Annotated in this window: 25 protein-coding genes; 13 read left to right on the plus strand and 12 right to left on the minus strand. The window is 72.6% G+C overall.

The window, feature by feature from the left end; genetic code table 11:
- The first annotated feature begins 39 nt into the window (after nucleotides 1–39).
- Nucleotides 40–1398 carry a M14 family metallopeptidase gene (locus ASD33_RS00890; protein ID WP_056551677.1) on the plus strand — a complete coding sequence of 453 codons (1359 nt, stop codon included), beginning with the start codon at nucleotides 40–42 and terminating at the stop codon, nucleotides 1396–1398.
- A 71-nt stretch (nucleotides 1399–1469) separates the two neighbouring features.
- On the opposite strand, the gene ASD33_RS00895 is transcribed toward ASD33_RS00890, so the two are convergent.
- From ASD33_RS00895 to ASD33_RS00905, 3 genes are read right to left on the minus strand one after another with little or no spacing between them, the layout of a single operon-like run.
- Entirely contained in the window at nucleotides 1470–1880 is a 411-nt protein-coding gene (locus ASD33_RS00895) for a RidA family protein (RefSeq protein WP_056551679.1), read from the minus strand.
- Complete coding sequence (locus ASD33_RS00900; RefSeq protein WP_056551681.1) at nucleotides 1877–2644, minus strand: IclR family transcriptional regulator; 768 nt, start codon at nucleotides 2642–2644, stop codon at nucleotides 1877–1879. Before ASD33_RS00900 ends, ASD33_RS00895 begins: the two co-directional genes overlap by 4 nt.
- On the minus strand, nucleotides 2641–3912 hold the full coding sequence (locus tag ASD33_RS00905) for a PfkB family carbohydrate kinase (RefSeq protein ID WP_277922075.1): 1272 nt from the start codon (nucleotides 3910–3912) through the stop codon (nucleotides 2641–2643). The genes ASD33_RS00900 and ASD33_RS00905 overlap by 4 nt, the downstream gene beginning before the upstream one ends.
- A 135-nt stretch (nucleotides 3913–4047) precedes the next feature.
- Here ASD33_RS00905 and ASD33_RS00910 point away from each other — a divergent pair, with 135 nt between their 5' ends.
- The gene (locus tag ASD33_RS00910; RefSeq protein WP_056551685.1) at nucleotides 4048–5334 is read left to right on the plus strand and encodes an alanine racemase; all 1287 of its coding nucleotides are present in this window, start codon (nucleotides 4048–4050) and stop codon (nucleotides 5332–5334) included.
- A 19-nt stretch (nucleotides 5335–5353) separates the two neighbouring features.
- Nucleotides 5354–6970: a D-aminoacylase gene (locus ASD33_RS00915; RefSeq protein ID WP_056551687.1), complete on the plus strand. Its 1617-nt coding sequence runs from the start codon at nucleotides 5354–5356 to the stop codon at nucleotides 6968–6970.
- A gap of 76 nt (nucleotides 6971–7046) precedes the next feature.
- On the opposite strand, the gene mptB is transcribed toward ASD33_RS00915, so the two are convergent.
- Both mptB and ASD33_RS00925 read right to left on the minus strand, forming a co-directional pair.
- Nucleotides 7047–8483 (minus strand): polyprenol phosphomannose-dependent alpha 1,6 mannosyltransferase MptB, encoded by a 1437-nt coding sequence (gene mptB / locus ASD33_RS00920; RefSeq protein ID WP_056551689.1) that lies wholly within the window; start codon nucleotides 8481–8483, stop codon nucleotides 7047–7049.
- Nucleotides 8484–8523: 40 nt separating this feature from the next.
- Entirely contained in the window at nucleotides 8524–9015 is a 492-nt protein-coding gene (locus ASD33_RS00925) for a hypothetical protein (protein ID WP_157869975.1), read from the minus strand.
- Between the two features lie 198 nt (nucleotides 9016–9213).
- On the opposite strand from ASD33_RS00925, the gene ASD33_RS00930 reads away from it, so the two are divergent.
- Nucleotides 9214–10425: a pyridoxal phosphate-dependent aminotransferase gene (locus ASD33_RS00930; protein WP_056551693.1), complete on the plus strand. Its 1212-nt coding sequence runs from the start codon at nucleotides 9214–9216 to the stop codon at nucleotides 10423–10425.
- 87 nt (nucleotides 10426–10512) lie between these two features.
- Nucleotides 10513–10905, plus strand: coding sequence for a hypothetical protein (locus ASD33_RS00935; RefSeq protein ID WP_056551695.1), 393 nt, complete (start codon nucleotides 10513–10515; stop codon nucleotides 10903–10905).
- 79 nt (nucleotides 10906–10984) lie between these two features.
- Here the strand turns inward: ASD33_RS00935 and ASD33_RS00940 are convergent, their stop codons facing one another.
- The gene (locus ASD33_RS00940) at nucleotides 10985–11401 is read right to left on the minus strand and encodes a hypothetical protein (protein WP_056551697.1); all 417 of its coding nucleotides are present in this window, start codon (nucleotides 11399–11401) and stop codon (nucleotides 10985–10987) included.
- Between the two features lie 148 nt (nucleotides 11402–11549).
- Between ASD33_RS00940 and ASD33_RS00945 the strand changes: the two genes are divergently transcribed.
- The 5 genes from ASD33_RS00945 to ASD33_RS00965 are packed head-to-tail and all read left to right on the plus strand — an operon-like array spanning nucleotide 11550 to nucleotide 17058.
- Nucleotides 11550–12680 (plus strand): hypothetical protein, encoded by a 1131-nt coding sequence (locus tag ASD33_RS00945; RefSeq protein WP_199863423.1) that lies wholly within the window; start codon nucleotides 11550–11552, stop codon nucleotides 12678–12680.
- The gene (locus ASD33_RS00950; protein WP_056551699.1) at nucleotides 12677–13897 is read left to right on the plus strand and encodes a toxic anion resistance protein; all 1221 of its coding nucleotides are present in this window, start codon (nucleotides 12677–12679) and stop codon (nucleotides 13895–13897) included. The genes ASD33_RS00945 and ASD33_RS00950 overlap by 4 nt, the downstream gene beginning before the upstream one ends.
- Nucleotides 13894–15558 (plus strand): VWA domain-containing protein, encoded by a 1665-nt coding sequence (locus ASD33_RS00955; RefSeq protein WP_199863424.1) that lies wholly within the window; start codon nucleotides 13894–13896, stop codon nucleotides 15556–15558. Before ASD33_RS00950 ends, ASD33_RS00955 begins: the two co-directional genes overlap by 4 nt.
- Entirely contained in the window at nucleotides 15545–16147 is a 603-nt protein-coding gene (locus ASD33_RS00960; RefSeq protein WP_056551701.1) for a hypothetical protein, read from the plus strand. The genes ASD33_RS00955 and ASD33_RS00960 overlap by 14 nt, the downstream gene beginning before the upstream one ends.
- Nucleotides 16148–16164: 17 nt before the next feature.
- Nucleotides 16165–17058: a poly-gamma-glutamate hydrolase family protein gene (locus tag ASD33_RS00965; protein WP_056551703.1), complete on the plus strand. Its 894-nt coding sequence runs from the start codon at nucleotides 16165–16167 to the stop codon at nucleotides 17056–17058.
- A gap of 139 nt (nucleotides 17059–17197) precedes the next feature.
- Here the strand turns inward: ASD33_RS00965 and ASD33_RS00970 are convergent, their stop codons facing one another.
- Nucleotides 17198–19021 (minus strand): phosphoenolpyruvate carboxykinase (GTP), encoded by a 1824-nt coding sequence (locus tag ASD33_RS00970; RefSeq protein ID WP_056551704.1) that lies wholly within the window; start codon nucleotides 19019–19021, stop codon nucleotides 17198–17200.
- 196 nt (nucleotides 19022–19217) lie between these two features.
- Here ASD33_RS00970 and ASD33_RS00975 point away from each other — a divergent pair, with 196 nt between their 5' ends.
- The gene (locus ASD33_RS00975) at nucleotides 19218–19919 is read left to right on the plus strand and encodes a hemolysin III family protein (protein WP_063991885.1); all 702 of its coding nucleotides are present in this window, start codon (nucleotides 19218–19220) and stop codon (nucleotides 19917–19919) included.
- A gap of 19 nt (nucleotides 19920–19938) precedes the next feature.
- Here ASD33_RS00975 and ASD33_RS00980 read toward each other — a convergent pair whose 3' ends face one another.
- Genes ASD33_RS00980 through ASD33_RS00990 form a run of 3 tightly spaced genes read right to left on the minus strand, consistent with a single transcriptional unit; the run spans nucleotide 19939 to nucleotide 22145 of the window.
- The gene (locus ASD33_RS00980; protein ID WP_056551706.1) at nucleotides 19939–20958 is read right to left on the minus strand and encodes a glycosyl hydrolase; all 1020 of its coding nucleotides are present in this window, start codon (nucleotides 20956–20958) and stop codon (nucleotides 19939–19941) included.
- Between the two features lies 1 nt (nucleotide 20959).
- Nucleotides 20960–21610, minus strand: coding sequence for a vitamin K epoxide reductase family protein (locus ASD33_RS00985; protein ID WP_056551709.1), 651 nt, complete (start codon nucleotides 21608–21610; stop codon nucleotides 20960–20962).
- Between the two features lie 31 nt (nucleotides 21611–21641).
- Nucleotides 21642–22145 (minus strand): DUF5949 family protein, encoded by a 504-nt coding sequence (locus ASD33_RS00990; RefSeq protein WP_063991886.1) that lies wholly within the window; start codon nucleotides 22143–22145, stop codon nucleotides 21642–21644.
- Between the two features lie 175 nt (nucleotides 22146–22320).
- Between ASD33_RS00990 and ASD33_RS00995 the strand changes: the two genes are divergently transcribed.
- Together ASD33_RS00995 and ASD33_RS01000 are read left to right on the plus strand one after the other, a co-directional pair.
- A complete protein-coding gene (locus tag ASD33_RS00995; protein WP_056551713.1) occupies nucleotides 22321–22734 on the plus strand; it encodes a tyrosinase family oxidase copper chaperone in 414 nt (137 codons plus the stop codon).
- Nucleotides 22718–23584, plus strand: a complete 867-nt coding sequence (locus tag ASD33_RS01000) for a tyrosinase family protein (protein WP_056551714.1) — start codon at nucleotides 22718–22720, stop codon at nucleotides 23582–23584. Before ASD33_RS00995 ends, ASD33_RS01000 begins: the two co-directional genes overlap by 17 nt.
- Before the next feature lie 71 nt (nucleotides 23585–23655).
- On the opposite strand, the gene ASD33_RS01005 is transcribed toward ASD33_RS01000, so the two are convergent.
- Together ASD33_RS01005 and ASD33_RS01010 are read right to left on the minus strand one after the other, a co-directional pair.
- The gene (locus ASD33_RS01005; RefSeq protein ID WP_056551716.1) at nucleotides 23656–23934 is read right to left on the minus strand and encodes a chaplin; all 279 of its coding nucleotides are present in this window, start codon (nucleotides 23932–23934) and stop codon (nucleotides 23656–23658) included.
- A 352-nt stretch (nucleotides 23935–24286) separates the two neighbouring features.
- Nucleotides 24287–24763, minus strand: coding sequence for a hypothetical protein (locus ASD33_RS01010; RefSeq protein WP_242426800.1), 477 nt, complete (start codon nucleotides 24761–24763; stop codon nucleotides 24287–24289).
- Nucleotides 24764–24877 lie beyond the last annotated feature (114 nt).

The following is a 24877-nucleotide window of genomic DNA, read 5'->3' on the forward strand; positions in this document are numbered from 1 at the left end:
TTTGTCGCACACCCCCACACTCCCCACCCAGGAGACACCATGCGACGTCCCACCCGCGGCAGAAGGTCCGCCACCCTCGCGGCCCTCGTGGCGCTCGCCCTCGCGGCGCCCCTCTCCGCCCTCGCGACCACCCCCGCCGGGGCCGACCCGGCACCGACCGCCGCCCGCGTCACGCCGGGGGCCGAGGAGGTGATCCGGCAGTACGAGGTGGCCGGTCCCGCCACCCCGGCCGCCCGCACCGCGCTGGCCGCCACCGGCGTCTCGATCGACGAGGTCGACGCCCGCTCGGTGGTGGTCAGCGCCGACGCCGAGCAGCTGAAACGGCTCAAGGCGCTCGGCTACACCACCGTCGCGCTCCCCGCGCCCCCGGACCGGGGGACGGCGGCCAGGTCCGCGCTGGGCCCGCTGGACTTCCCGTCCGCGGACGCGAAGTACCACAACTACGCGGAGGCGAACGCGGAGATCGACCAGCGGATCGCCGCCTATCCGTCCCTCATGCGCAAGCAGGTCATCGGGAAGTCGTACCAGGGCCGGGACATCGTCGCGATCAAGATCAGCGACAACGTCGCGACCGACGAGAACGAGCCCGAGGTCCTCTTCACCCACCACCAGCACGCCCGCGAGCACCTCACCGTCGAGATGGCGCTCTATCTGATCCGCGAACTCGGCGCGGGCTACGGCACCGACCCGCGGATCACGAACGCGGTCGACGGCCGCGAGATCTGGATCGTCCCGGACCTCAACCCGGACGGCGGCGAGTACGACATCGCGAGCGGCTCCTACCGCAGCTGGCGCAAGAACCGGCAGCCCAACTCCGGCTCCTCGTACGTCGGCACGGACCTGAACCGGAACTGGGACTTCAAGTGGGGCTGCTGCGGCGGCTCCTCGGGCTCGAAGAGCTCGGAGACGTACCGCGGGGCGGCGCCGGAGTCCGCCCCCGAGGTGAAGGTCGTCGCGGACTTCGCGCGCTCGCGGGTGATCGGCGGGAAGCAGCAGATCACCGCGGCCATCGACTTCCACACGTACAGCGAGCTGGTGCTCTGGCCCTTCGGCTGGACGACGGCGAACACCACCACGGGCATGACCCAGGACGACCGCGACGCCTTCGCGACCGTCGGCGGCCGGATGGCCGCGAGCAACGGCTACACGCCCGAGCAGTCCAGCGACCTCTACATCACGGACGGCTCGATCGACGACTACCTCTGGGGCACGCAGAAGATCTTCGCGTACACCTTCGAGATGTACCCGTCCTCGTCGTCGGGCGGCGGCTTCTACCCCCCGGACGAGGTCATCGACCGCGAGACGAGCCGCAACCGCGACGCGGTCCTCCAGCTTCTGGAGAACGCTGACTGCATGTACCGCTCGATCGGCAAGCAGGCGCAGTACTGCGCGGCCTGACGGACCGTGCACGAGGAGGTGCCCCCGGCCGGACGGCCGGGGGCACCTCCCCGCGGGTCGGAGGGCCCGTCTCAGCCCAGCACCGCCAGCGCGTCGATCTCGATCAGGAGGCCGGGCGGGAGGCCGACGTAGACCGTCGTGCGGGCCGATGCCGGGGCCTTGAGGGACTCGTTCTCGAAGTACTCGTTGTAGATCGCGTTCATCTCGGCGAAGTGGTCCACGTCCGTGAGGTAGACGCGCATCATCATCACGTCGTCCCAGCTCGCGCCGCCCTCCTCCAGGATCGCCTTGACGTTGGCGAAGGTCTGGAGGGTCTGCTCGCGCAGGGTCGGGCCCGCGACCTTCGGCGCCTCGCCCTCGACGGCCGGCAGGAAGCCGACCTGGCCGGCCACCTGGAGGATGTCGCCCTTCCTCACGCCGTGCGAGAACTTCGCCGGCGGCGCGGTGTGCGTGGCGGGGGTCAGGGCGGTCTTCTCGGTCATTCCGTGTCCTTGGCCTTGGTCGGGGCGGTGCCGGAGTACTCCCGGCTGATGTCGTCCGCGGTGCGGCGCACCTGCGGGAGGAGGGTGAGGAGTTCCTCGGCCGTGACGACCACGTTGGGCGCCGAGACCGACATCGCGGCGACGACGCGCCCGTCGGCGCCGCGGATGGGGGCGCCGACGCAGTTGATGGACTCCTCGTGGCCGCCGAGGTCGGTGGCCCAGCCCTGTTCGCGTACGGTCGCCAGCTCCTTGAGGAAGGCGGCGGCGTTCGGCGTCGAACGGGGCGTGTACGGGGGGTAGTCGAGCTTCGCGGCGACGGCGCGGCGCTCGGGTTCCGGCAGGTCGGCGAGGAGCAGTTTCGCGACGGCGGCGACGGTGATCGCGACGGGCTTGCCGATGCGGGAGTACATGCGGACCGGGTAGCGGCTCTCCACCTTGTCGATGTAGAGGACCTCGCCCTCCTCGTACACGGCGAGGTGCACCGTGTGCCCGATCCGCTCGTTGAGGGCGGTCAGGTACGGGTGGGCGATCTCGCGGATGTCGAGGTTCTCGACGGCCTCCTGCGCGAGGGCGAAGAGGCGGGCGCCGAGGCGGTAGCGCTGGTCCTGCTGCCGGTGGACGAGGCCGTGCTCGTGGAGGGTGCGCAGCAGCCGCAGGGCCGTGGACTTGTGGACGCCGAGCCGTTCGGCGACCTGCCCCAGGTCGGCGGGGCCCTGCGCGAGCAGCGGCAGGATGCTGAGCGCCCGGTCGACGGTCTGGCTCATGGCGTACGTACCTCCTGGTCGTCCCCGGTCCAGCCGGGGCCGAGGTGAAGTGTGCCCCAGGCGGCGTCGTCGAGGGCGGCGAGACGGTCGGCGTGGTCGCGGCGGGGCGGCGCGGCGACGTCCCCGGGGACGGTGAGGACGGCGGCGGCGGCGAGGTGCCCGTGCCGGAGCCGGGCGGTCATGCCGAGGCCGCGGAGGGTGGCGGAGAGGAACCCGGCGGCGAAGGCGTCGCCGGCGCCGACGGGGGAGACGACGGTGACGTGGGGGGCGGGGGCGGGGGTGAGGGTGTCGGGGGCGAGGGCGTCGGGCGTGGGGCCGGTGGGCGTGGGGCCGTCGGAGGCGGGGCCGCTGCGCGGGGCTGTTCCCCACCCCGCCCCTTCCCGAACCGGGGGCAAGCCCCCAGGCCCCCGTACGGCCTGCGGCCGTGCCCTCAAACGCCGGGCGGGCTGATTCTCAGCCCCGTCGGCGTTCGAGGCGCCGGGCCCGGGGCGGAGCCCCGGTTCGGGAAGGGGCGGGGTGGGGAGAGAAGCCGCGCAGCGCTCGAACGCCACCGCCCCCTCCCCTCCCCGCTTCACCACCAGCACCGCCGGCTCCCCCAGCACCGCCCGGATCGCAGCCGGATCACCGGAGCCCCACAACCGCTCCGCCTCGTCCGCTCCCACGAACACCACGTCCGCCCGCCGGGCGAGTTCGAGCAGTACCTCGGCCGCCCCGCCGTCCCGCCACAGCCCCGGCCGGTGGTTCACGTCGAACGAGATCAGCGGCCGGCCGGGCCGGGGCGCCGTGAGTTCCCGCATCAGTGCCAGGCAGTCGGCGGACAGCGCGGCCGTGATGCCGGTGAGGTGGAGGATCCGCGCGCTCCCGACGGAGTCGTACGGCACCGTCGCCGGGGACATCGCCGAGGCCGCCGACCCGGCCCGGTAGTAGACGACCTCGTGGGCGTCGGTCGCCCGGTCCTCGTCGGTGCGGAAGTAGACGCCGGTCGGCCGGTGCGGATCGCGGCCGACGGCGGTGACGTCGACCCCGTACCCCGCGATCGTCTCGACGAGGTGGTCGCCGAAGCCGTCGCGGCCGACGCGGCCCACCCAGCGGACCCGGTGCCCGGCGGCGGCCAGCGCGCAGGCGACGTTGGACTCGGCGCCGCCGATCGCACGGCTGAAGGAGGGGACGTCGGCGAGGCGGCCCGGCCGGGAGGGAAGGAAGGTGACCATGGACTCGCCGAGGCAGACGACGTCCGGGGCCGCGTCCGCGGGCGCGTGTCCGCTCACTCTCGGGCTCCCTGCGAGTCGTACGGCTCCGTCGACCGGGTCCATTGACCCGGCCTCGGCCCGGATGTTAGACAACCGTGAGCACAATGCGCAATGAGCGTTGCACATATCGCAACGACACGACGAGGAGGCCCCATGCCCCACCCGGTGCGGACCACGCCCGACCTGGCGAGCGAGCGCGTCGACCACCGCTTCAAGGCCCTGCCGCCGGACGCCGACGGCCTCACCGTCGGCGAGCTCGCCGCCCAGCGCCGCAACCTCTTCACCGGCGGTTTCACCACCCCCGTGCTCGCCCTCTCCGCCGAGTCCGTCGAGCACAACCTGCGCCTCCTGGAGACGTACGCCGAGCGCCACGGCCTCGCCTTCGCCCCGCACGGCAAGACCTCCATGGCCCCGCAGCTGTTCGACCGCCAGCTCGCGCACGGCGCCTGGGGCATCACCGCCGCCGTCCCCCACCAGGCCCGCGTCTACCGGGCGCACGGCATCGCCCGGATCTTCCTCGCCAACGAGGTCGTCGACCCGGTCGCCCTGCGCTGGATCGCCGCCGAGCTCGACGCCGACCCGGACTTCCGGCTGATCTGTTACGTCGACTCCGTGCGCGGCGTCGAGCTGATGGACGAGGCCCTGCGCGCGGCGGGCGCGTCCCGCCCCGTGGACGTGGTCGTCGAGCTGGCGGCCGGTGCGGCGGGGCGCACGGGCGTACGGACGGAGGCGGAGTGCGCGGCCGTCGCCGACGCGGTCGCGGCGGTCCCCACCCTGCGGCTGGTCGGCGTCGCCGGGTACGAGGGCACGATGCCCGGGGCCGACGCCGGCTCGGTGCGCGACTGGCTGCACCGGCTCGTCGGGCTCGCGGCCGACTTCGACAAGGCGGGCCGTTTCGACCCCGCCGTCGGCGAGATCGTGGTGAGCGCGGGCGGCAGCGAGTGGTTCGACACGGTCGCCGAGGTCTTCGCGGAGATCCCCGGGCTCTCCCTCCCGGTCCTGAAGCTGCTGCGCTCCGGCGCGTACGTCTCGCACGACGACGGCCAGTACCGCGCGCGCACCCCCTTCAACCGGGTCCCCGAGGAGGGCGCGCTGGAGCCGGCGTTCCGGCTGTGGTCGCAGGTGGTCTCGCGCCCGACCCCGGAGCAGGCCTTCACCAACGCGGGCAAGCGGGACGCCGCCCACGACCTGCACCTCCCGGAGGCGCAGGTGGTCCGTGACGCCCGCACGGGTGAGATCCGCGCCGCGGAGGGCATCACCGTGACGGGCCTCTCCGACCAGCACGCCTGGCTGGGCACCGGGGCGGGCGCGGACCTGGAGGTCGGCGACTGGGTGGGGATGGGCCTGTCGCACCCGTGCACGATCTTCGACAAGTGGCAGCTGATCCCGCTGGTCGAGGCGGACGGCACGGTGGTCGACTACGTCCGCACCTTCTTCTAGAGCGTCCGGAGGGAAACCCATGGATCTCGTCTTCCGTGACGCGGAGGTCGTCGACGGCACCGGCGCCCCCTCCTACCGCGCCGACGTGGCGGTCGAGGGCGGCCGGATCGCCTCGATCGTGCAGGAGGGCGCGGCGGCGGGCTGTCTCCGGCCCACGGCCCGGCGGATCGTGGACGCCGAGGGCCTGGTCCTCTCCCCCGGTTTCATCGACATGCACGCCCACAGCGACCTCGCGCTGCTCCGCGACCCGGACCACAGCGCGAAGGCCGCGCAGGGGGTGACCCTCGAAGTCCTGGGCCAGGACGGGCTGTCGTACGCGCCCGTGGACGACCGCACGCTGGCGGAGGTACGGAGGGCGATCACCGGCTGGAACGGGTACGGCGACGACATCGACTTCGACTGGCGCACGGTGGGCGAGTACCTCGACCGCCTGGACCGCGCCCACGGCGGCCGGGGCATCGCGGTCAACGCCGCGTATCTCGTCCCCCAGGGGACGGTCCGGATGTACGCGGTCGGCTGGGACGACCGGCCCGCCACGGAACGCGAACTGGCCCGGATGCGGCGGCTCGTCGCGGAGGGGCTGGAACAGGGCGCCTTCGGCATGTCCTCCGGGCTGACGTACACCCCGGGGATGTACGCGAAGGACGCCGAGCTGACGGAACTCTGCCGGGTCGTGGCGGAGTACGGCGGCTACTACTGCCCCCACCACCGCTCGTACGGGGCGGGGGCCCTGGAGGCGTACGGGGAGATGGTGCGGCTCACCCGGGAGGCGGGCTGCGCCCTCCACCTCGCCCACGCCACGATGAACTTCGGTGTGAACGAGGGCCGGGCTCCCGAGCTCCTCGCCCTCCTCGACGAGGCCCTCGACGCGGGCGCGGACATCAGCCTCGACACGTACCCGTACACCCCCGGCTGTACGACCCTGGTCGCGCTGCTGCCCGGCTGGGCGAGCGAGGGCGGGCCGGAGGCGGTGCTCGCGCGCCTCCGGGACGAGGCGACGGCCGAGCGCGTCCGCCACCACCTGGAGGTCCTCGGCTCGGACGGCTGCCACGGGGTGCCGGTCGACTGGGACACGATCGAGGTCTCGGGGGTGTCCGCGCCGGGGCTCGCGGAGTACGTGGGCCGCCGGGTGGACGGCTGGCCGACGGCCCGCCGGCTGTTGCTCGAAGACGGTCTGGGCACGACGATCCTGCAGCACGTGGGGCACGAGGAGAACGTCCGGGCGATCATGCGGCACCGGGTGCACACGGGCGGTTCGGACGGCATCCTCCAGGGGACGAAGCCGCACCCGCGCGCGTACGGGACGTTCCCCCGCTATCTGGGCCGGTACGTGCGCGAGCTGGGCGTGCTGTCCCTGGAGGAGTGCGTGGCCCGTCTGACCGGCCGCCCGGCGGCCCGGCTGCGCCTGCCCGACCGGGGCAGGATCCGCGAGGGGTACGTGGCGGACCTGGTCCTCTTCGACCCGGAGACGGTGGCGGCGGGCTCGACGTACGCGTCGCCCCGGACGCCGCCGACGGGCATCCCGCACGTCCTGGTCGACGGCCGCTTCGTGATCGAGGACGGCCGGCGCACGGACGCGCTGCCGGGGAAGTCGCTCCGCTCGACGCGGAGGGGCGGGGCCCGGCCGCAGGGGTAGCCCGTAGGGGCCCTTCCCCCCACGGGGCGGCTCCGTAGGGCCTTCCCCTACGGAGGAGCCCCCGCAGGCCCTTCCCCTACGGGGTACCCACCCGCTCCGCGTCCTCGGTCACGCCCTCCCCCGTCTTCCCCTCGCCCCAGGGGTTCCCGCGCATCCACACCAGGCCCAGCACCAGCACCACCCCCGCCAGCGCGAACCCGTACCAGGGGGTGCGTCCCGACGGTGCCGTCTCCCAGACGAGGGCCGCCGAGAGCACCGCGAGCAGCTGCCCGGCCCGGCTCCGCCAGGCCGCCGCCGCGACCACGACCGTCCCCCACAGCAGGTACCAGGGCTGCACCATCGGGGAGAGCGCCACCAGCGCGACCAGCGCGAAGCCGAGCCCGAGGACCGGGTCGAGGGCTCCCCGCCACGAGCGCCACGCGAGTGCCAGGATCACCCCGACGGCGACGAGCAGTCCGAGCTTCTGCACGATCCCCTTCACGGGGTCGGGGTCGTCCCCGAGGAGCATCCCGAGACCGAGCCCGAGGTCGCTGCTGACGGACAGCGCGGTGTGGATCGTCGCGGCGACGCTCTGCGTCCGCAGCCAGCCGAAGCCGGTCCCGGCCAGCACGGTCGCCCCCGCGGCCACCGCGCCCGCGACGAGCCCGGGCAGGACGAGGCCCTTGGCCAGCCCCCGGACGCCGCCGTCCCGGCGCGCGATCATCACGCCGATGAAGAGCAGCGCCACCACCGCCGGCGACTTGACCGTCAGCGCGAGGCCGACGAGGACGCAGCCGAGCACCCACCGTCCGCGCACGGCGAGCAGGACACCGGCCAGCATGAGCCCGGCCATCAGCCCGTCGTTGTGCGTGCCGCCGACGACATGGAGCAGCAGCAGGGGGTTGAGCGCGGCCAGCCACAGCGCCCCGTCGCGGCCGCCGGGCCCGCCGCCGAGCCCGCGTACGGCCCACACGACGAGTGCGAGCGCGCCGACCGCGAGGAGGCGCATGCCGAGGACGGCGGGGACGATCTCGCCGCCGGTCAGCCTGACCACCAGCTGGGCCAGGACGAGGAACGCGGGCCCGTACGGCGCGGGGGTGTCCGTCCAGTGGCCGCCGACGGACGCGGCCGCGTCGGCCCCCAGCTCGCCGGGGCCGAGGACGGAGGGCCCGCCGCCGTACACGTCGTGGCCTTCGAGGACCATGGCGCCCTGCGCGATGTAGCTGTAGACGTCCGCGCTGTGCAGCGGCGGGGCGGCCAGCAGCGGCACGGTCCAGCAGACGAGGGTGGTGAGCACCCCGTCCCGTACGCCGCGGGCGAGCAGCACGCCGTACCGCCACCAGGCGGCGACGAGCAGGGCCAGGCCGAGGTACGCGAGGACGGCGCCCGCGGTGGTGAGCGCGGAGCCGCGCGGCTCCCACAGTCCCCCGCCGCCGCGCACGGGCAGCGCCCCGGCGGCCCAGCCGCCCGCGGCGACGCCGAACGACCCGGCCGTACCCAGCCACCGGCATCCGGAGGCGCTGAAAACCCACATGGGGGCCCAACCTATCCCGGCGCCGGGAGGCCCCCGGCCGTCACCTCGGCCCCTTGCCCGCTCCCCGGCCCCGCCCCGGCTTGCCCGTACGGTCGCCCGCACCGGTGCCGGCGGTGGGATCGGCCGGGTCCGTCGGTGAGGTCCCCGGGGTGGTCGCGTCCCCGGAGGGCCCCGCCGTCGGTGTCCGCCCGGCCGTGGCGGAGGACGTCGGACCGTCCTTCCGTACGCCGTCGCCGCCCTGCCCGGTCCCCGAGGCGCGCGGCGCGGGGGTGCCCGAGGTGCCGGGGTCCCCGGTGCCGGGATCGGGCTGGATCAGCGCGGGCGGGCCGTCCTGCGCGCCGCCGCCCGGGGTCCCCGACGTGCCGCCCGGGCCCCCCGTACCGTCGCCGGAGCCGAGCACCGCGGCGGTCAGCCCGAGCACGACGACGCCCCCGGCGGCCAGCAGCCACACCGCGCCGGGACCCCGGCGTGCGGGGGCGTGGCGGCGACGGCCGCGGCGGGGGGCGGCGGCTGCGGGGTCCAGATGACTCATAGGCCCGGATTGTAGGGAGCACGACACGACGGGTGCGACACGGGTCACACCCGGGGGGACCCTCGCCGCCCCTCGCCGTCCTTCACCCTCTCCTCACCTCTCCCCCTCGCCCTCTCCCGTACTCCTCCGGGCTCCCGCGGGCTCCCACGTGGCCCAAAACACGAGGCGTCCCGGCCCGCCCCGCCGTAAGCTCTCGGCATGCAGGTGATCCAGTCCACGAAGCTCGCCAACGTCTGTTACGAAATCCGGGGTCCGGTGCTCGAAGAGGCGATGCGGCTTGAGGCCGCGGGTCATCGCATCCTCAAGCTCAACACGGGCAACCCGGCCGCCTTCGGCTTCGAGTGCCCGCCCGCCATCCTCGAGGACGTCCTGCGGAACCTCTCCGAGGCGCACGGCTACGGCGACGCGAAGGGGCTGCTCTCGGCCCGCCGCGCGATCATGAGCCACTACGAGACCAAGGGCATCCCGCTCTCCGTCGAGGACATCTACCTCGGCAACGGCGTCTCCGAGCTGATCCAGATGGCGATGCAGGCGCTGCTCGACGACGGCGACGAGGTGCTGGTCCCGGCCCCCGACTACCCGCTGTGGACGGCCTCGGTCTCCCTCGCGGGCGGTACGGCCGTGCACTACCGCTGCGACGAGCAGGCGGACTGGATGCCGGACCTCGCCGACATCGAGCGGAAGATCACCGACCGCACCAAGGCGATCGTGATCATCAACCCGAACAACCCGACGGGCGCCGTCTACGACGACGAGATGCTGCGCGGCCTGACGGAGATCGCCCGGCGTCACAACCTGGTGGTCTGTTCGGACGAGATCTACGACAAGATCCTCTACGACGGCGCCACGCACACCCCGACCGCCTCCCTCGCGCCCGACCTGCTCGTCCTCACGTTCAACGGGATGAGCAAGAACTACCGGGTGGCCGGTTTCCGCTCCGGCTGGCTCGCGGTCTGCGGTCCGAAGCACCACGCGAGCTCGTACATCGAGGGCCTCACGATCCTCGCCAACATGCGCCTCTGCGCGAACATGCCGGCGCAGCACGCGGTGGCCGCCGCGCTCCAGGGCCGGCAGTCGATCGAGGACCTGGTGCTGCCGGGCGGGCGGCTGCTCGAACAGCGGGACACGGCGTACGAGCTGCTGACCCAGATCCCCGGCGTGACGTGCGTGAAGCCGAAGGGCGCGCTGTACCTGTTCCCGCGGCTCGACCCGAACGTCTACAAGATCAAGGACGACCGGCAGATGGTCCTGGACCTGCTGCGGGCGGAGAAGATCATGGTGGTGCACGGGACGGGCTTCAACTGGCGCGAGCCGGACCACTTCCGGATCGTCACGCTGCCGGCGGCGGCGGACCTGGCGGACGCGGTGACCCGGATCGGCCGGTTCCTGGACGGCTACAGCCAGCCCTGAGAACCCACCGGAGTCCGGGCCGGACTCCGCTCAACTTTAGACTGGATCTAAGCTAGGATGGCTCCCGAGCACTCAGGAGGCCGTCCCATGTACGAACCGATCCGCACCAAGTCGGTCCACCGGATGGCCGACGACACCCAGGACGCGTATCCGCACCGCTCCCGCGAGGAGGAGCTGGACATCCAGCTCGCCGGACACCTCGCCGCCCTGCTCGCCGTCACCGACGAGCTGGGCGACACGGAGGCCGGCGAGCTCATCGCCCGGCAGGTGGCGCGGCTGCGCGGCGCACCGCCCGCCCGGCACGCCGGTCTGAGCGGCTCGTCCGCCCCGGACCTGCACCGCAGGGCACACGCCCTCGCGGGCCGCGCCCTGGTCGTCGCCGCCTCGCGGGCCGACACGACCGCCGCGATCCTCGCCGCCGGGCGCATGGACGCGCACACCGCGGCCCTGACCGGGGAAACCCTGGTCGGAGCCCCCTGACGGCCCCGGTCCGCGCGGCACGAACCGCGCGGACCGGGCGCCACCCAATCCTGGGGACACCCAGACCCCCTGGGGACACCTAGGGGGTGGTCACCGCGTCGGTCGACGCGAACTCGGCGTCGTACACGACACACCGCGGGCTCCCCGCCCGGTACTTCTCGGCGCCCACGACCGTCGTCCGCCCGGTCGCCCCGACCGCGAGGCCCCGGACGACCCCCACGCCCCGGTCGACGGCCTTCTCCCGCTCGTCCTGGAACTCCACCGTCACCGTGAACGTGCCCTCGCGGACCGCCCCGCTGGTCACCGACAGATCCGCGACCGGCCGCCCGGTGGCCGGATCCACGGCGCACCGCGCCACCGTCACGTCGTCGGACGGGAACCGCATGTTCTCGTGGTTCTTCCCCGAGGCGTAGATGTACGCGGCGATCCCGCCGACCGGCACCAGCACGACGAGCGCGCCCGTCACCACCAACATCACGATCACCCAACGCGGCATCGCGCCCCCCTCCTTCGTAACGGTGGCCCACGGTACCCCCGCCCCCGCCCCGCCCCTCGTCGTTTCCGGACCGATACCGGGGCACCTCCCTCCGGTTCGGTACCGGGATCGCCCCTTCACTCCCCGTACACCCAACTCCCCCTGGAATGTGGGTTTCCGCGAGCACGCTGCCCGCGTGAGACGCATCCTGGGAATCGTCCTGGCCGTCCTGCTCCTGGGCGGCGTGGCCGCCGTCCTCGTGACGGGCGGCGACAAGGACACGGGCACGGCAACGAAGACCGTGCGAGGAGTCATCGGATCGGAGAAGGCCGAGTTCTTCGCCGATCCACAGGTGGTGAAGGCCCTGGCCGCGAAGGGCTTCACCGTGGGCACCGAGACCTCCGGGTCCTGGGACATGGAGGAACTGCCCCTCGACGGCTACGACTTCGCCTTCCCGTCCTCCAAGGGGCCGGCCGACGAGCTCCGTGCGAAGGCGAAGACCAAGGACAAGGCGGCGACGGCCCCGCTCCGCCCCTTCTACTCGCCGCTCGTCGTCGTCGCGCACAGCGCCGCCGCCCGGGTCCTCGCCGACAACGGCCTGGCGACCCTCGGCCCGCGCGGCACGAGCGGCACCCTGAAGATGGACGCCTACCTCGCGGCGGCCCGCGCCGACCGGAGCTGGCAGCAGCTCAAGGGCTCCGCCGGGCACGCCGAGCTGAGCGGCACCCTCTTCATCACCTCCACCGATCCCGTCGCCTCCAGCTCCGGCGCCCTCTACCTCGCCGCCGCGAGCTACGTCGCCGACGGCGGACGGGTCGCGGGCGACAGGGCCGCCGTCACCCGCACGGCCCCGCTGCTGCGCAAGCTGGTCCAGGTGCAGGGCGCCCAGCAGTCCAGCTCCGACGCCCCCTTCCGGGACTTCGTGAGCGGCGTCGGCAACCCGCTCGTCCTCGTGTACGAGTCCCAGGTCGCCGCCCAGCTGCTCGCCGGCCGGCCGATGGGCGACCTCGTCGTCCTCTACCCGGACACCACGGTCAACAGCGACCACACGCTCGTCCCGCTCACCGAGAACGGCCGGGCACTCGGCCGGCTCCTCTCCGAGGACCCCGAGCTGCGCAGGCTCGCGGTCCGTCACGGATTCCGGCCGCAGGGCACGGCGAGCGAGTTCACCGCCGCGACCGAGGGCCACACCGCCTACCTCAACCAGACGCTGACCGGAGTCCGCCAGGCGCCCGTGCCCACCAGCAAGGTGCTGCACGAGATGGCCCTGCGGGCCCGCGACCAGGGGGACACCGCATGAGCACGCCCGAGGATCCGAGAAGAACGATGGCCCTGACACCGCCCGAGCACGACACCCCGCTCGTCCTCACCCCGCCCGAGCCGGTCCCCGTGGTCCGCGCCGAGCAGGCCTCCGGTCTGGTGCCGCTGGACGAGGCGACCCGTACGGAGATGACCCGGAGGGCCGGCGAGTACGTGGGCTCGCTCTCCGGACTCGACCCGCGCTCCCCGGAGTTCGCCGGCCGCATCGGCGAGATCGCGGCGCTCGGCGCGGGCGAGATCCGCACCGCCGCCCAGCAGTCGAACCGCATGCTCGACCGCACGGTCCGCTCGCTCGGCACCGGCGCACCGGGCGGCGACGCCCAGGCCCGGGTCGGCTCCTCCCTCGTCGAACTCCGGCGCACCGTCGAGGACCTGGACCCCCGGGACACCCCGGGCAAGGGCTTCAAGGGCTTCCTCTCGAAGCTGCCCGGCGGCAACAAACTGCGCGACCACGTCGCCAAGTACGCCTCCTCGCAGGCCACTCTGAACCGGATCGTCGGCTCCCTGCGCGGCGGCCAGGACGAACTGCGCCGCGACAACGCCGCGTTGCAGACCGAGCGGGCCCGCCTCTGGGAGACCATGGGCAAGCTCCAGGAGTACGCGGTGCTCACCGACGCCCTCGACGCGGCCGTGGAGCAGCGCATCGCCGCCACGCCCGACCCGGGCCAGGCGGACGCGCTCCGCGCCGACGTCCTCTTCCCGGTCCGGCAGAAGCACCAGGACCTGCTGACCCAGCTCGCCGTCTGCGCCCAGGGGTACCTGGCGATGGACGTGGTCCGCCGGAACAACGACGAACTGATCAAGGGCGTGGAGCGGGCGGCGACGACGACGCTGGCGGCGCTGCGGATCGCGGTGATGCTGGCCTCCGCGCTGGAGAACCAGCGGAAGGTCACCGAGCAGGTGACCGAGCTGCGCTCGACGACCGAGCGGCTGATCCTCGGCAACGCCGAGATGATCTCCCAGCAGGCCGGCGAGATCCAGGTCCTGGCGGCGAACCCGGCGGTGGGCGCGGAGACGCTCCACACCGCCTTCGAGCAGATCTACCGGACGCTCGACGCCATCGACACGTACAAGGTGCGGGCGACGGAGTCGATGGCGGCGACGGTGGAGTCGCTGACCGCCGAACTCCAGGAGGCGAGTGCCCACCTGGACCGCAGCCGCCGCACCGGCGCACTGGAAGGCGGCGGCCCCGCATGAGAACCCGCACCCCCGGGACGCCCCCGGCGCACACCCCCGGGACAGCCCCGACCCGCACCCCCGGGAGAACCCGCACCCTCCCCCGTCTCCTCGCCGGTCTCGCCCTCGCCCTGCTCGTCACCGCCACCGGCAGCGCGTGCGGCACCATCGACAACAGCGTCGGCGGGTCGAGCGGCGGCCGGACCGACGGGCCGGACCAGGCCTCCGTCCCCGGCACGCTCCGGGTCCTCGCCTCCTCCGAACTGGCCGACATGGCCCCGGTCCTCGAAGACGCCCGCGAGGCGACCGGGGTGACCGTCCGGCCCACCTACGTCGGCACCCTGGACGCCGTCGAGCAGATCGCGTCCGGCGCGGCGGAGAAGTCGTACGACGCGATCTGGCTCTCCTCCAACGACTATCTGCGGCTCCGCCCGGACACCGCCCGGCGGATCACCGGCGAGACGCCGATCATGGCCTCGCCGGTGGCCCTCGGCGTCCGGCCCGAGGCGGTCGCCCGGCTCGGCTGGGACCCGGCGAAGGTCACCTGGTCGCAGCTGCACCAGGCGGTCGCGGCCGGGAAGCTGACGTACGGCATGACCGACCCGAAGCGCTCCAACTCCGGTTTCTCCGCGCTCGTCTCGGTCGCCTCGGGTCTCTCCGGCGCCCAGTCGGCGCTGACCGAGAAGGACGTCACCGCGGCCACGCCCCGACTGAAGGAGTTCTTCGCGGGCCAGAAGCTGACCTCGGGCTCCTCCGGCTGGCTGGCCACCGCGTACGCCCGCCGCACCGACGTCGACGCGCTGGTCAACTACGAGTCGGTGCTGCTCTCGGCGCCCGGGAAGCTGACCGTGATCCGGCCGTCCGACGGCGTCGTGACCGCCGACTACCCGCTCACCCTGCTGACCTCCGCCGGCCAGGACGCGAAGGCGGCGGCCGGAAAGCTCACCACGTATCTGCGCACCCCGGAGGCCCAGCGGCGGATCACCGACACGACGCTGCGGCGGCCGGTGGTCGTCGGGGTCGCGCCGTCCGCGCGGCTGGCCGAGGACCAGCGCCGCGAACTGCCCTTCCCCGGCAGCCGGAAGGTGGCGGACGGGCTGCTCGACGCGTACGACAACACCCTGCGCAGGCCCTCCCGCACGGTGTACGTGCTGGACACCTCCGGTTCCATGGGCGGCGAGCGGCTGGAGCGCCTGAAGACGGCCCTGGTCGAGCTGACGGAGGACTTCCGGGACCGGGAGGAGGTGACGCTGATGCCGTTCGGCTCCGCGGTGAAGCAGGGCGAGGTACGGACGCGCACGGTCGACCCTGCCTCGCCGCGGGCGGCGCTCGACGCGATCAGGTCCGACGCGCAGGGGCTCTCGGCCTCCGGCGGCACCGCGGTCTACTCCAGCCTCCAGGAGGCGTACCGCTTCCTGGGGAGGAATCCGGCCGACACCTTCACCTCCGTCGTCCTGATGACGGACGGGGAGAACACCGACGGCGATCCGGCCGCCGCCTTCGACACCTTCTACGGGTCCCTGCCGGCGGCGCAGAAGCACACCCCGGTCTTCCCGATCCTGTTCGGGGACTCCGACCGCGGCGAGCTCTCCCACATCGCGGACCTGACCGGCGGAAAGCTCTTCGACGCTACCAAGGGTTCGCTGGACGGGGCCTTCGAGGAGATCCGTGGCTACCAGTAGGGGATTCTTCGTCCGGCTCGTCCGGTACGCCGAGTCCCGCAAGAACCTGACCGGCAGCGTCTGCGGCCTGGCCGGCGTCGGCATCGCCCTCACCGGGGCGGCCGGCTCGCTGTGGCCGCTGGTGGTCGCGGGCCTCTACGCGGCGGGGGCGCTGATCGCCCCGCCCGAGCGTCCCGGCACCCCGCACTTCCCGGACGCGGGTGAGCAGCTGGAGGCGCTGCGCGCCGACTTCGCGACCCTGCGCGCGTATCTGGCGGAGGTGGAGCTGCCGCCCGCCACCCGCGAGCGGCTCGGCTCCTTCGAGTCGCTCGTCGAGGCGTTGCTCGAACCGGGCTGGGTGAGCGACCCGGACCATCTGCACGTGCTGGCCCGCGCGGTGCGGCAGGACGTGCCGGAGGCCGTCGACACCTTCGTGCGGACCCGGTGGTGGTCGCGGTTCCATCCGGGGACCGAGGCGCCGGAGAGCCATCTCGAACGCCAGCTGGCGGCGCTCCACGAGGAGGCGACGGCGATCGCGGGCGCCCTGAGGGACGCGGAGGCGATCCGGCAGGAGATCCATACGCGGTACGTGGAGGAGCGGGGCAACTGATCCATTATGTTCCGCACATGACATCTTCAGATCGCTTCGCGTCCCGCCGTACCGTCCTCACCGCCCTGGCGGCCGCGGCCACGGCGGGCGCCCCGCTCCTCACCCAGCTCGCCACCGCCGCCCCCGCGTACGCGGAGGACGTCGAGTACCCCTCCAACACCGCGCTCTACCAGGAGCTGGCGGGCCAGGAGGGCACCACGTTCAGCCGCAGGTCCCGGCGCCACGAGCTGATCGACACCTCGATGACCACCGTCGCCCCCGTGCGGCGCACCGCGGTCCTCGCGCTGCACGGCGGCGGCATCGAGATCGGCACCAGCGAACTCTGCCTCGGGATCGCCGGCTACAGCCCGAGCGACCCCGCGGGCGCCCCGGTCCTGCCGACGGTGCACGACTACTGGATGTTCGAGGGTCTGCTGTCCTCCGGCAACAAGGCGCTGCACGTCACCTCGAAGAACTGCGACGACCACGTCGCCGTGTCGACGGCGGCGAGCCATCTCAACGTGCTGAGCCTGCACGGCTGCACCTTCGACCAGCTGGCGCTGCCCACGACCTCCTTCCCGCCGACCGGTGACCGCCGGGTGGCGGTCGTCGGCGGGCTCAACGCCGTTCTCCGGCAGGAGCTGGTGAAGGAGCTGAACGCGGCCGGGTTCCCGGCGATCGACTCGCTGTCGGCGACGTGGGCGTCCCGGCTCACCGAGTTCAACGGCGACCACCCGTCGAACCCGTGCAACCGGACGATGCTCGGCAAGGGCGGGCAGCTGGAGCTGACCACCGAGCTGCGCAGGAGCCTCTTCACGGACCCCGACAGCCGTGGCGGCCGGGCGAGTTCCTGGAACGGCGAGTTCGTGAAGTTCCGCGACGCCTGCCGCCGGGCCGTCGCGACCGTGGAGGCCGGGCAGCCGGTCCTCTGACCGGAAACGCCCGCGGACATGCGCCGGCCCCCGGAGCCTGAGGGGGCTCCGGGGGCCGGATGCGTCGTGGTGGGCCGTCGTGACCCCACTGGTCAGGGCGGAATGTCGGGGCAACCCACCACGAGTCTGCGGTGCGGGATCAGCCCAGGCGCTCGACGAGCGCGTGGTACTGGTCCCACAGCTCCTTCGGCGTGTGGTCGCCGAAGGTGTTCAGGTGGTCCGGGACGAGGGCGGCCTCTTCGCGCCACACGTCACGGTCGACCTTGAGGAGGAACTCCAGGTCCTCGGCCGGCAGGTCCAGGCCGTCGGTGTCGAGGGACTCGGCGGTCGGCAGGATGCCGATCGGGGTCTCGACGCCCTCGGCCTTGCCTTCGAGGCGCTCGACGATCCACTTCAGGACACGGCTGTTCTCGCCGAAGCCCGGCCACACGAACTTGCCCGCGTCGTTCTTGCGGAACCAGTTCACGTAGTAGATCTTCGGCAGCTTCGCGGCGTCCGCCTGAGCGCCCACCTTGACCCAGTGGGCCATGTAGTCGCCCATGTTGTAGCCGCAGAACGGCAGCATGGCGAAGGGGTCGCGGCGCAGCTCGCCGACCTTGCCCTCGGCGGCGGCGGTCTTCTCGGAGGCGACGTTCGCACCGAGGAAGACGCCGTGGTTCCAGTCGAAGGACTCGGTGACCAGCGGGACGGCGGAGGCGCGGCGGCCGCCGAAGAGGATCGCCGAGATCGGCACGCCCTTCGGGTCCTCCCACTCCGGCGCGATGATCGGGCACTGCCCGGCCGGCACGGTGAAGCGGGCGTTGGGGTGGGCGGCGGGCGTCTCGGACGCGGGCGTCCAGTCGTTGCCCTTCCAGTCCGTGAGGTGCGCGGGGGCCGTCTCGGTCATCCCCTCCCACCACACGTCGCCGTCGTCCGTGAGGGCGACGTTGGTGAAGACGGAGTTGCCCCACATGGTCTTCATGGCGTTGGCGTTGGTGTGCTCGCCGGTGCCGGGCGCGACGCCGAAGAAGCCGGCCTCGGGGTTGATCGCGTAGAGGCGACCGTCCTCGCCGAAGCGCATCCAGGCGATGTCGTCGCCGATGGTCTCGACGGTCCAGCCGGAGATCGTGGGCTCCAGCATGGCCAGGTTGGTCTTGCCGCAGGCCGACGGGAACGCGGCCGCGACGTACTTGGCCTCGCCCTGCGGCGGCGTCAGCTTCAGGATCAGCATGTGCTCGGCGAGCCAGCCCTCGTCGCGCGCCATGACGGAGGCGATGCGGAGCGCGTAGCACTTCTTGCCGAGCAGGGCGTTGCCGCCGTAGCCGGAGCCGTACGACCAGATCTCGCGGCTCTCGGGGAAGTGCGAGATGTACTTGGTGGTGTTGCAGGGCCACGGCACGTCGGCCTCGCCCTCGGCCAGCGGGGCGCCGAGGGTGTGGACGGCCTTGACGAAGAAGCCGTCGGTGCCGAGCTCGTCGAGGACGGCCTGGCCCATGCGGGTCATGGTGCGCATGGAGACGGCGACGTACGCGGAGTCGGTGATCTCGACGCCGATGGCGGAGAGCGGGGAGCCGACGGGGCCCATGCAGAAGGGCACGACGTACATGGTGCGGCCGCGCATGGAGCCGCGGAAGATGCCCTCGGAGCCCGCGAAGAGCTCCTTCATCTCGGCCGGGGCCTTCCAGTGGTTGGTCGGGCCCGCGTCCTCCTCCTTCTCGGAGCAGATGAAGGTCCGGTCCTCGACGCGCGCGACGTCGGACGGGTCGGAGGCGGCGTAGTACGAGTTCGGGCGCTTGGCCGGGTCGAGCTTCTTGAAGGTGCCCTTGGCGACGAGCTCCTCGCACAGGCGCTCGTACTCGGCCTCGGAACCGTCGCACCAGACGATGTTGTCCGGCTGGGTGATCTCGGCGATCTCGCTCACCCAGGAGACGAGGCCCTGGTGCCGGGTCGGAAGGGTCTGGGGAGCCGCGTTGTCGCGCGCCACGATTGCTCCTTGTAGAGGGGTTTTTTGATGTGTGCCCCGTGGGGGCCGCGACCCGGATGCTTCGTAGCTGCTCATCCGGTGCCGACCGCACTCATTTGATCATCCGATGGAAACGCCCATATGTCCAGGGGGGTGCACACGTGAGCATCGCCACTCATATCCGGGACCTACGGGGGCGTAGGTACGATTCGTTTCCATGACTGCAGCCACGCCGGAAGCGACCCCGATCGCGCAGACCCCGGTCGACGAAACCCCGTCGCTCCCGACGAAGCCCCGGCTCAGAGGGTGGCTGCACGCGGGCATGTTCCCCGCCGTGATCGTCGCGGGCCTCGTCCTCGTCGCCCTCTCCGACTCGCCCCGCGCCCGCATCGCCTGCGGCATCTACGTACTGACCGCCTGCCTGCTCTTCGGCATCAGCGCGCTCTACCACCGCGGCAACTGGGGCCCGCGCGGCGAGGCCGTGCTCCGGCGCCTCGACCACGCCAACATCTTCCTGATCATCGCGGGCACCTACACCCCGCTCACCCTGCTCCTGCTCCCCGACTCCACGGCGAAGCCGCTCATGTGGGCGGTCTGGGCGGCGGCCACCGCCGGCATCGCCTTCCGGGTGTTCTGGGTCGGCGCCCCTCGCTGGCTGTACACGCCCTGCTACATCGCGATGGGCTGGGCCGCCGTCTTCTTCCTGCCGGACTTCATGCGGACGGGCGGCATCGCCGTCCTGGTCCTGGTGATCGTCGGCGGGCTGCTCTACAGCGCGGGCGGCGTCATCTACGGCATCAAGCGCCCGAACCCCTCGCCCCGCTGGTTCGGCTTCCACGAGGTCTTCCACTCGCTGACCCTGGCCGCGTTCATCGTCCACTACGTCGGCATCTCCCTGGTCGCGTACCAGCACGCCTGAGCCGCCCCGAACCGGCCCCTCAGGGGCCGGCCGCCGGCCCCAGCGCCTTCCTGACCACCCGCGCCGACTCCGGATTGTCGGCGCACCCCCACACTCCGTGCGGGCAGTAGTCGGTGACCGTCTGGTACACCGGCCGGTGGGCCGCGAACCAGTCGAGCATCCCCCGGACGTACGCCGGGTTGTCGCCGTTCCTGAACAGCCCCCACTCCGGGTACGAGACCGGCTTGCCGTGCGCCGCCGCGAACCGCACCTGGTGCTCCAGGCCGTACTCCTCCGTCACCTGCTCCTCGAAGGAGAGCCCCGCGGGCTGGTCGTACGCGTCCATCCCGATGATGTCGACGACGTCGTCCCCGGGGTAGCAGAGCGGCCACGCCACCGCGTCCCGCCCCCGGCTCGGCGTGAAGTCGAAGCGGAACCGCTGCTCCCGAACCCCCCGCAGCACCCCGACCACCCGCCGCCAGTACGCCTTCCAGGCCACCGGGTCCGGGCCGCAGCGATGGCTGTACGTGGTGCCGTTCATCTCCCAGCCGAGCACCAGGACCGCGTCCCCGAGGCCGTGCTCCACGAGCCGCTCCCCCAGCACCCGGAAGTGCCGGTCGAAGTCGCCCCCCGCGCCGCCGCGCAGCCCGGTCCGCACCTCGGCGTCCGGCAGCCCCTCCTCGCTGCGGTCGAGCAGCGGCACGTTGAGCACGAAGAGCCGTCCGGGCCGCTCCCGCTTCCACCGCGCCCAGGGCTCGAAGAGCGCGGGGTGGCCCTCGATGTTGGACCAGCGGTCACCCGGCAGGTAGGTGTGCCCGACCGTCAGGGAATCGCCGCCGAGCCAGGCCTGCGCCCCGGCGATCCGGCGCACCCCGGCCTCGTCGGAGCCGGTGAAGAACCCGGAGGGGACGCCGGGCAGCGGCGCGGGATCCGGCGCGGTCCCGGACCCGCCGGTGTGCCGGTCGCCGGGTGCGATCCGGTCGGGGAGCAACAGGAACACCAGAACGGCCGCGAGCAGCACGGTGAGTGCGGCCCGCGGCCAAGAGAGGAAGCGTGTCACGTCAGCTGGTCCAGAAGTCCCACCAGCGGGTCAGGATCAGCATCCCGATGATCCCGATGTGCAGGACGGGCGGGGCGAAGGCGAACTCGCCGAAGAAGGTCCGCAGTCCCGCCGGGGCGGGGATCAGCCCGGTACGGACGTTGTGCGCGGTCACGTACCAGAACATGACGATGGTGGCGGTCCAGGCCAGGCAGCACCACAGGCAGAGCGAGTTGATCTCGTACAGCGACTGGTACATCAGCCAGGTGCAGAAGCCGACGCCGAAGAGCATCCCGGCGTTGAGGCCGAGCCAGAGCCAGCCCCGGTAGCGGGCGCCGGCGAGCAGCCCGGCGCCGAGGGCGACGACGACGGCGTACGTGACGAGGCCGAGCATGGGGTTCGGGAAGCCGAACACCGCCGCCTGCTCGCTCTTCATGATGTTGCCGCAGGAGACCACCGGGTTGAGGCTGCACCCGGGCTGGAAGCCGGGGTCCTCCAGCAGCAGGAACTTGTCGATGGTGATCACCCAGCCGGACAGCACGCCCGCCGCCCCGGTGATCATCAGCATCCAGGCGAAGGCCCGGCTCGCGCCGGCCGGCCCGGCGTCCTCCCGCGCGGACCCGTCCTCCTGCCGCTGACCCGGCACCCCACCCTGTACGTTCACCGTCGCCATGCCGCGCTCCCCTTCCCGCTCGGTCTTCCGATCAGCCCTGGAGGCGGCGGACCGGCATCAGGACGTGGGCGCTCTCGGCGAGCATCTCCTCGTCGGAGACGAAGGACCGCAGCCGCGCCTCGTCGACGGGCCGCCCGGGGACGGCCTCGGGCCAGGGCCGCACGGAGCAGATGAGATAGACCTGCCCGGCCTCACGGGCGGCGGCCTGCCACTCGTCGGGGACCGGGCACTGCACCTTGAGGAAGGGCAGGCTGAGGACGGCGGAGCCACCTTCGACGAGCAGGGAGGCCTTGATCCCGGCGTCCTTGTCCAGGTCGAAGAGCCGGTCGCCGACGGAAAGTCCCATGGATTCCAGGGCCGTCCGCATGGCCTGCTGACCAGCCTCCGGTCCGTCCCGGCCGTCGCCGAGCGAGTACGCCATCAGGAAAGGCGTACCCGCCGATTCGGCGGAGGGCTCGCTGGACCACGGAATCACCGTGAGAGTTCCCAGCGGAGAGGCGCTGCGCGCCGAGGAAACGACGTTGGAAGTGGTCATGAATCCGGATGCTAATGCTCCAACCACCCTTTCCCCACGCCGCTTTCACTCGAACGGCCGACATTCACGCCGCTGGCATTTCCGCCGCAACGAACCCGGGGTTTCATCGTTGTGCCCTGAGGGCTTCCCCTGCCTGCGGCGGGGAGACCCTCAGCCGACCCCGAGGAGACCACCCATGATCGTCCCGCGCCGCGTGGCCCTGCGGTCGCTCTTCGCCGTGGCCGTCACCGCTTTCACGGGGAGCGCACTCGGCCGCATCGCGTCCCGGCCGCCGTCGGAGAACCGCGCGGAGGGTCCCCGCGACCCCCACGCCTTCGACGAGATGTACCGGGGCCGCCATCTCCTGGGCTTCTCCGGCCCCGAGGGCGGACCGACGGCTCTCGTCGACGGCAGGCCGCTGCATCTGATGCGCTGCGCCGACGGCGGCTACGTCACCCCGATCGACCACTACGAGTCCTGCCCGACACCGCTGGCGGCCACCCGTGCGGCCGTGGACGAGCTGGGCAGGGCCCCGCTCTCCGCGCTCGCGGGCGCCCACGGCGTCCACACCGACCCGACGGGAGGGAGCCCGCGTGGTGTACACGCGTAAGAACCAGCGCGATCTGACGGCCGCCGAGCGGCGCAAGTTCGTCGCCGCCGTCCTGGAGCTCAAGCGCACCGGTGCGTACGACCGCTTCGTCCGCACCCACATCGACTACTACAGCTCGGACGGGGAGGGCCGGCTCCGCGTCGCCCACATGACGCCGAGCTTCCTGCCCTGGCACCGCAAGTTCCTGCTGGACTTCGAGACGGCCCTGCGCCGGCTCGACCCGACGGTCTCGGTGCCGTACTGGGACTGGACCCGGGACAACACCCCGGCGTCCTCGGTCTGGCGCGAGGACTTCATGGGAGGCAACGGCCGGCGTGCCGACCTCCAGGTGATGACCGGGCCCTTCGCGCACTCCTCCGGCCGCTGGAACATCACCCAGGCGATGACCGAGGACCGCTTCCTGACCAGGGACTTCGGCCGCCCCCGCGATCCGATCGCGCTCCCCACCTCGGCCCAGCTCGACGAGGTGATGCGGGAGCGGGTGTACGACACGGCGCCGTGGAACTCGACGAGCACCTCCGGTTTCCGCAACCGCCTCGAAGGCTGGGCGCCGGGCCGGGGCAACGAGCGGTTCCGCATCCACAACCGGGTGCACCGCTGGGTCGGCGGTCTGATGCTGGGCGGCGGCTCGGTGAACGACCCGGTGTTCTGGCTGCACCACTCCTTCGTCGACCTGGTCTGGTCGCGGTGGCAGCAGCGCAACCCGGGGGCCGCGTACCTCCCGGCGGAGCCGCCGCCGCTCGGTGACGCCCAGTACCGCAAGGTCGTGGCCCGGCACCAGCCGATGGCGCCCTTCGGGGTGACCCCGGCGTCGATGTTCGACCACAGCCGGATCTACCGGTACGTCTGACGGTCCGGCTCCCGACGCACGTGTCCCCCCGGCCCGTCGGGCCGGGGGGACACGTGTGAGGCGAGGGGGGATCAGCCGCCGTAGCCGCCGTCACCGTTGTCGTGGCCACCGTCGGCGTTGACGCAGGTGTTGCCGAAGGCCGGGTTCAGCAGACCGATCACGTTCACGGTGTTGCCGCAGACGTTGACCGGAACGTGGATCGGGACCTGGACGACGTTGCCGGAGGCGACACCGGGCGAGTGAGCGGCGACGGCCTCGGCGCCCGAGTCGGCGACGGCCAGGCCGGCTCCGCTGAGGGCAACGGCACCCGTGCCGGCGAGAACAGCGGCAGCCTTCGCGATGCGAGACATCAAGAACTCCTTGGACGTGGAAAGCGACCGCAGGGATCACGGCCGTCGAACCCGTTCAACGCCGGGCGGGCGTGCGGGTCACGGGTATTGGGCCGAAAGAGAAGAAGGAAACCCGAAAAAATGGCCCGCGGTCCGACATCGCCGCTCGCCGCCGGATACGGCGGGGCGACGTCGGACCGCGGGCAGTGGCCATGCGACAAGCCTTCTCGTGCAACGAACGAAATCCCTTGGGGTGGCGGGGAAGAATCGTGTCTTCACCCAGCCGGTTCAGATCCGCACGCATGACCGAATAACAGAATGGACGTAAGAAAGGGAGTGCCCGTCCGCGTCGGAGCGGGCGTACCCCTCGGCGTCAGCGCGCCTCGGGGGCCAGGCCGAGCTGGGAGTCCAGGGCGCCGCTGACCATCGGGGGGAGCAGGCCGAGCCGGGGCTCCGCGAGGTCCGGCAGGCCGGCGAGGCCGTTGCCCGTGGGCGCGGTCACCGGGTTGCCGAGGACGGCGCCCGGGGTGGCCGCCGCCATCTCCGAGTGCGGGGTGGCGAACAGGGCGCGGCCGGGCTCGCTGCCCTTCAGGACCTCGGGCAGCGGGGCGTCGACCACCGTGGCGGGAAGGGTGCCGGTGAGCGGCACGCTGGGCAGCGCGATGTCGGGCAGCGAGCCGAGGCCCTTCTGGAAGCCGGTGGGCGCGCCGGGCATGGGCACCGGGACGCCGGTGGCCACCGTGGGGGCGTCCATCGGAAGCACCGGTTCGAGGCCCTGGAGCGGGATGATCACCGGCGCCTCGACGGCCACGGCCGGGGAGGCCAGGGCGGCGGAGGCGAGTGCGGTCATGAGAAGTCCCATGCCGGCGTGAGAGCGCAGAGTCATGTTCTGACAACGAGACCTTCGGGGGAACGTGGCGGAACTCCCCCGTGTGCAGCAACAGGCGAGGCCCTCACCGGTGAC

It is taken from the genome of Streptomyces sp. Root1304 (assembly GCF_001426405.1).
GTDB lineage: Bacteria > Actinomycetota > Actinomycetes > Streptomycetales > Streptomycetaceae > Streptomyces.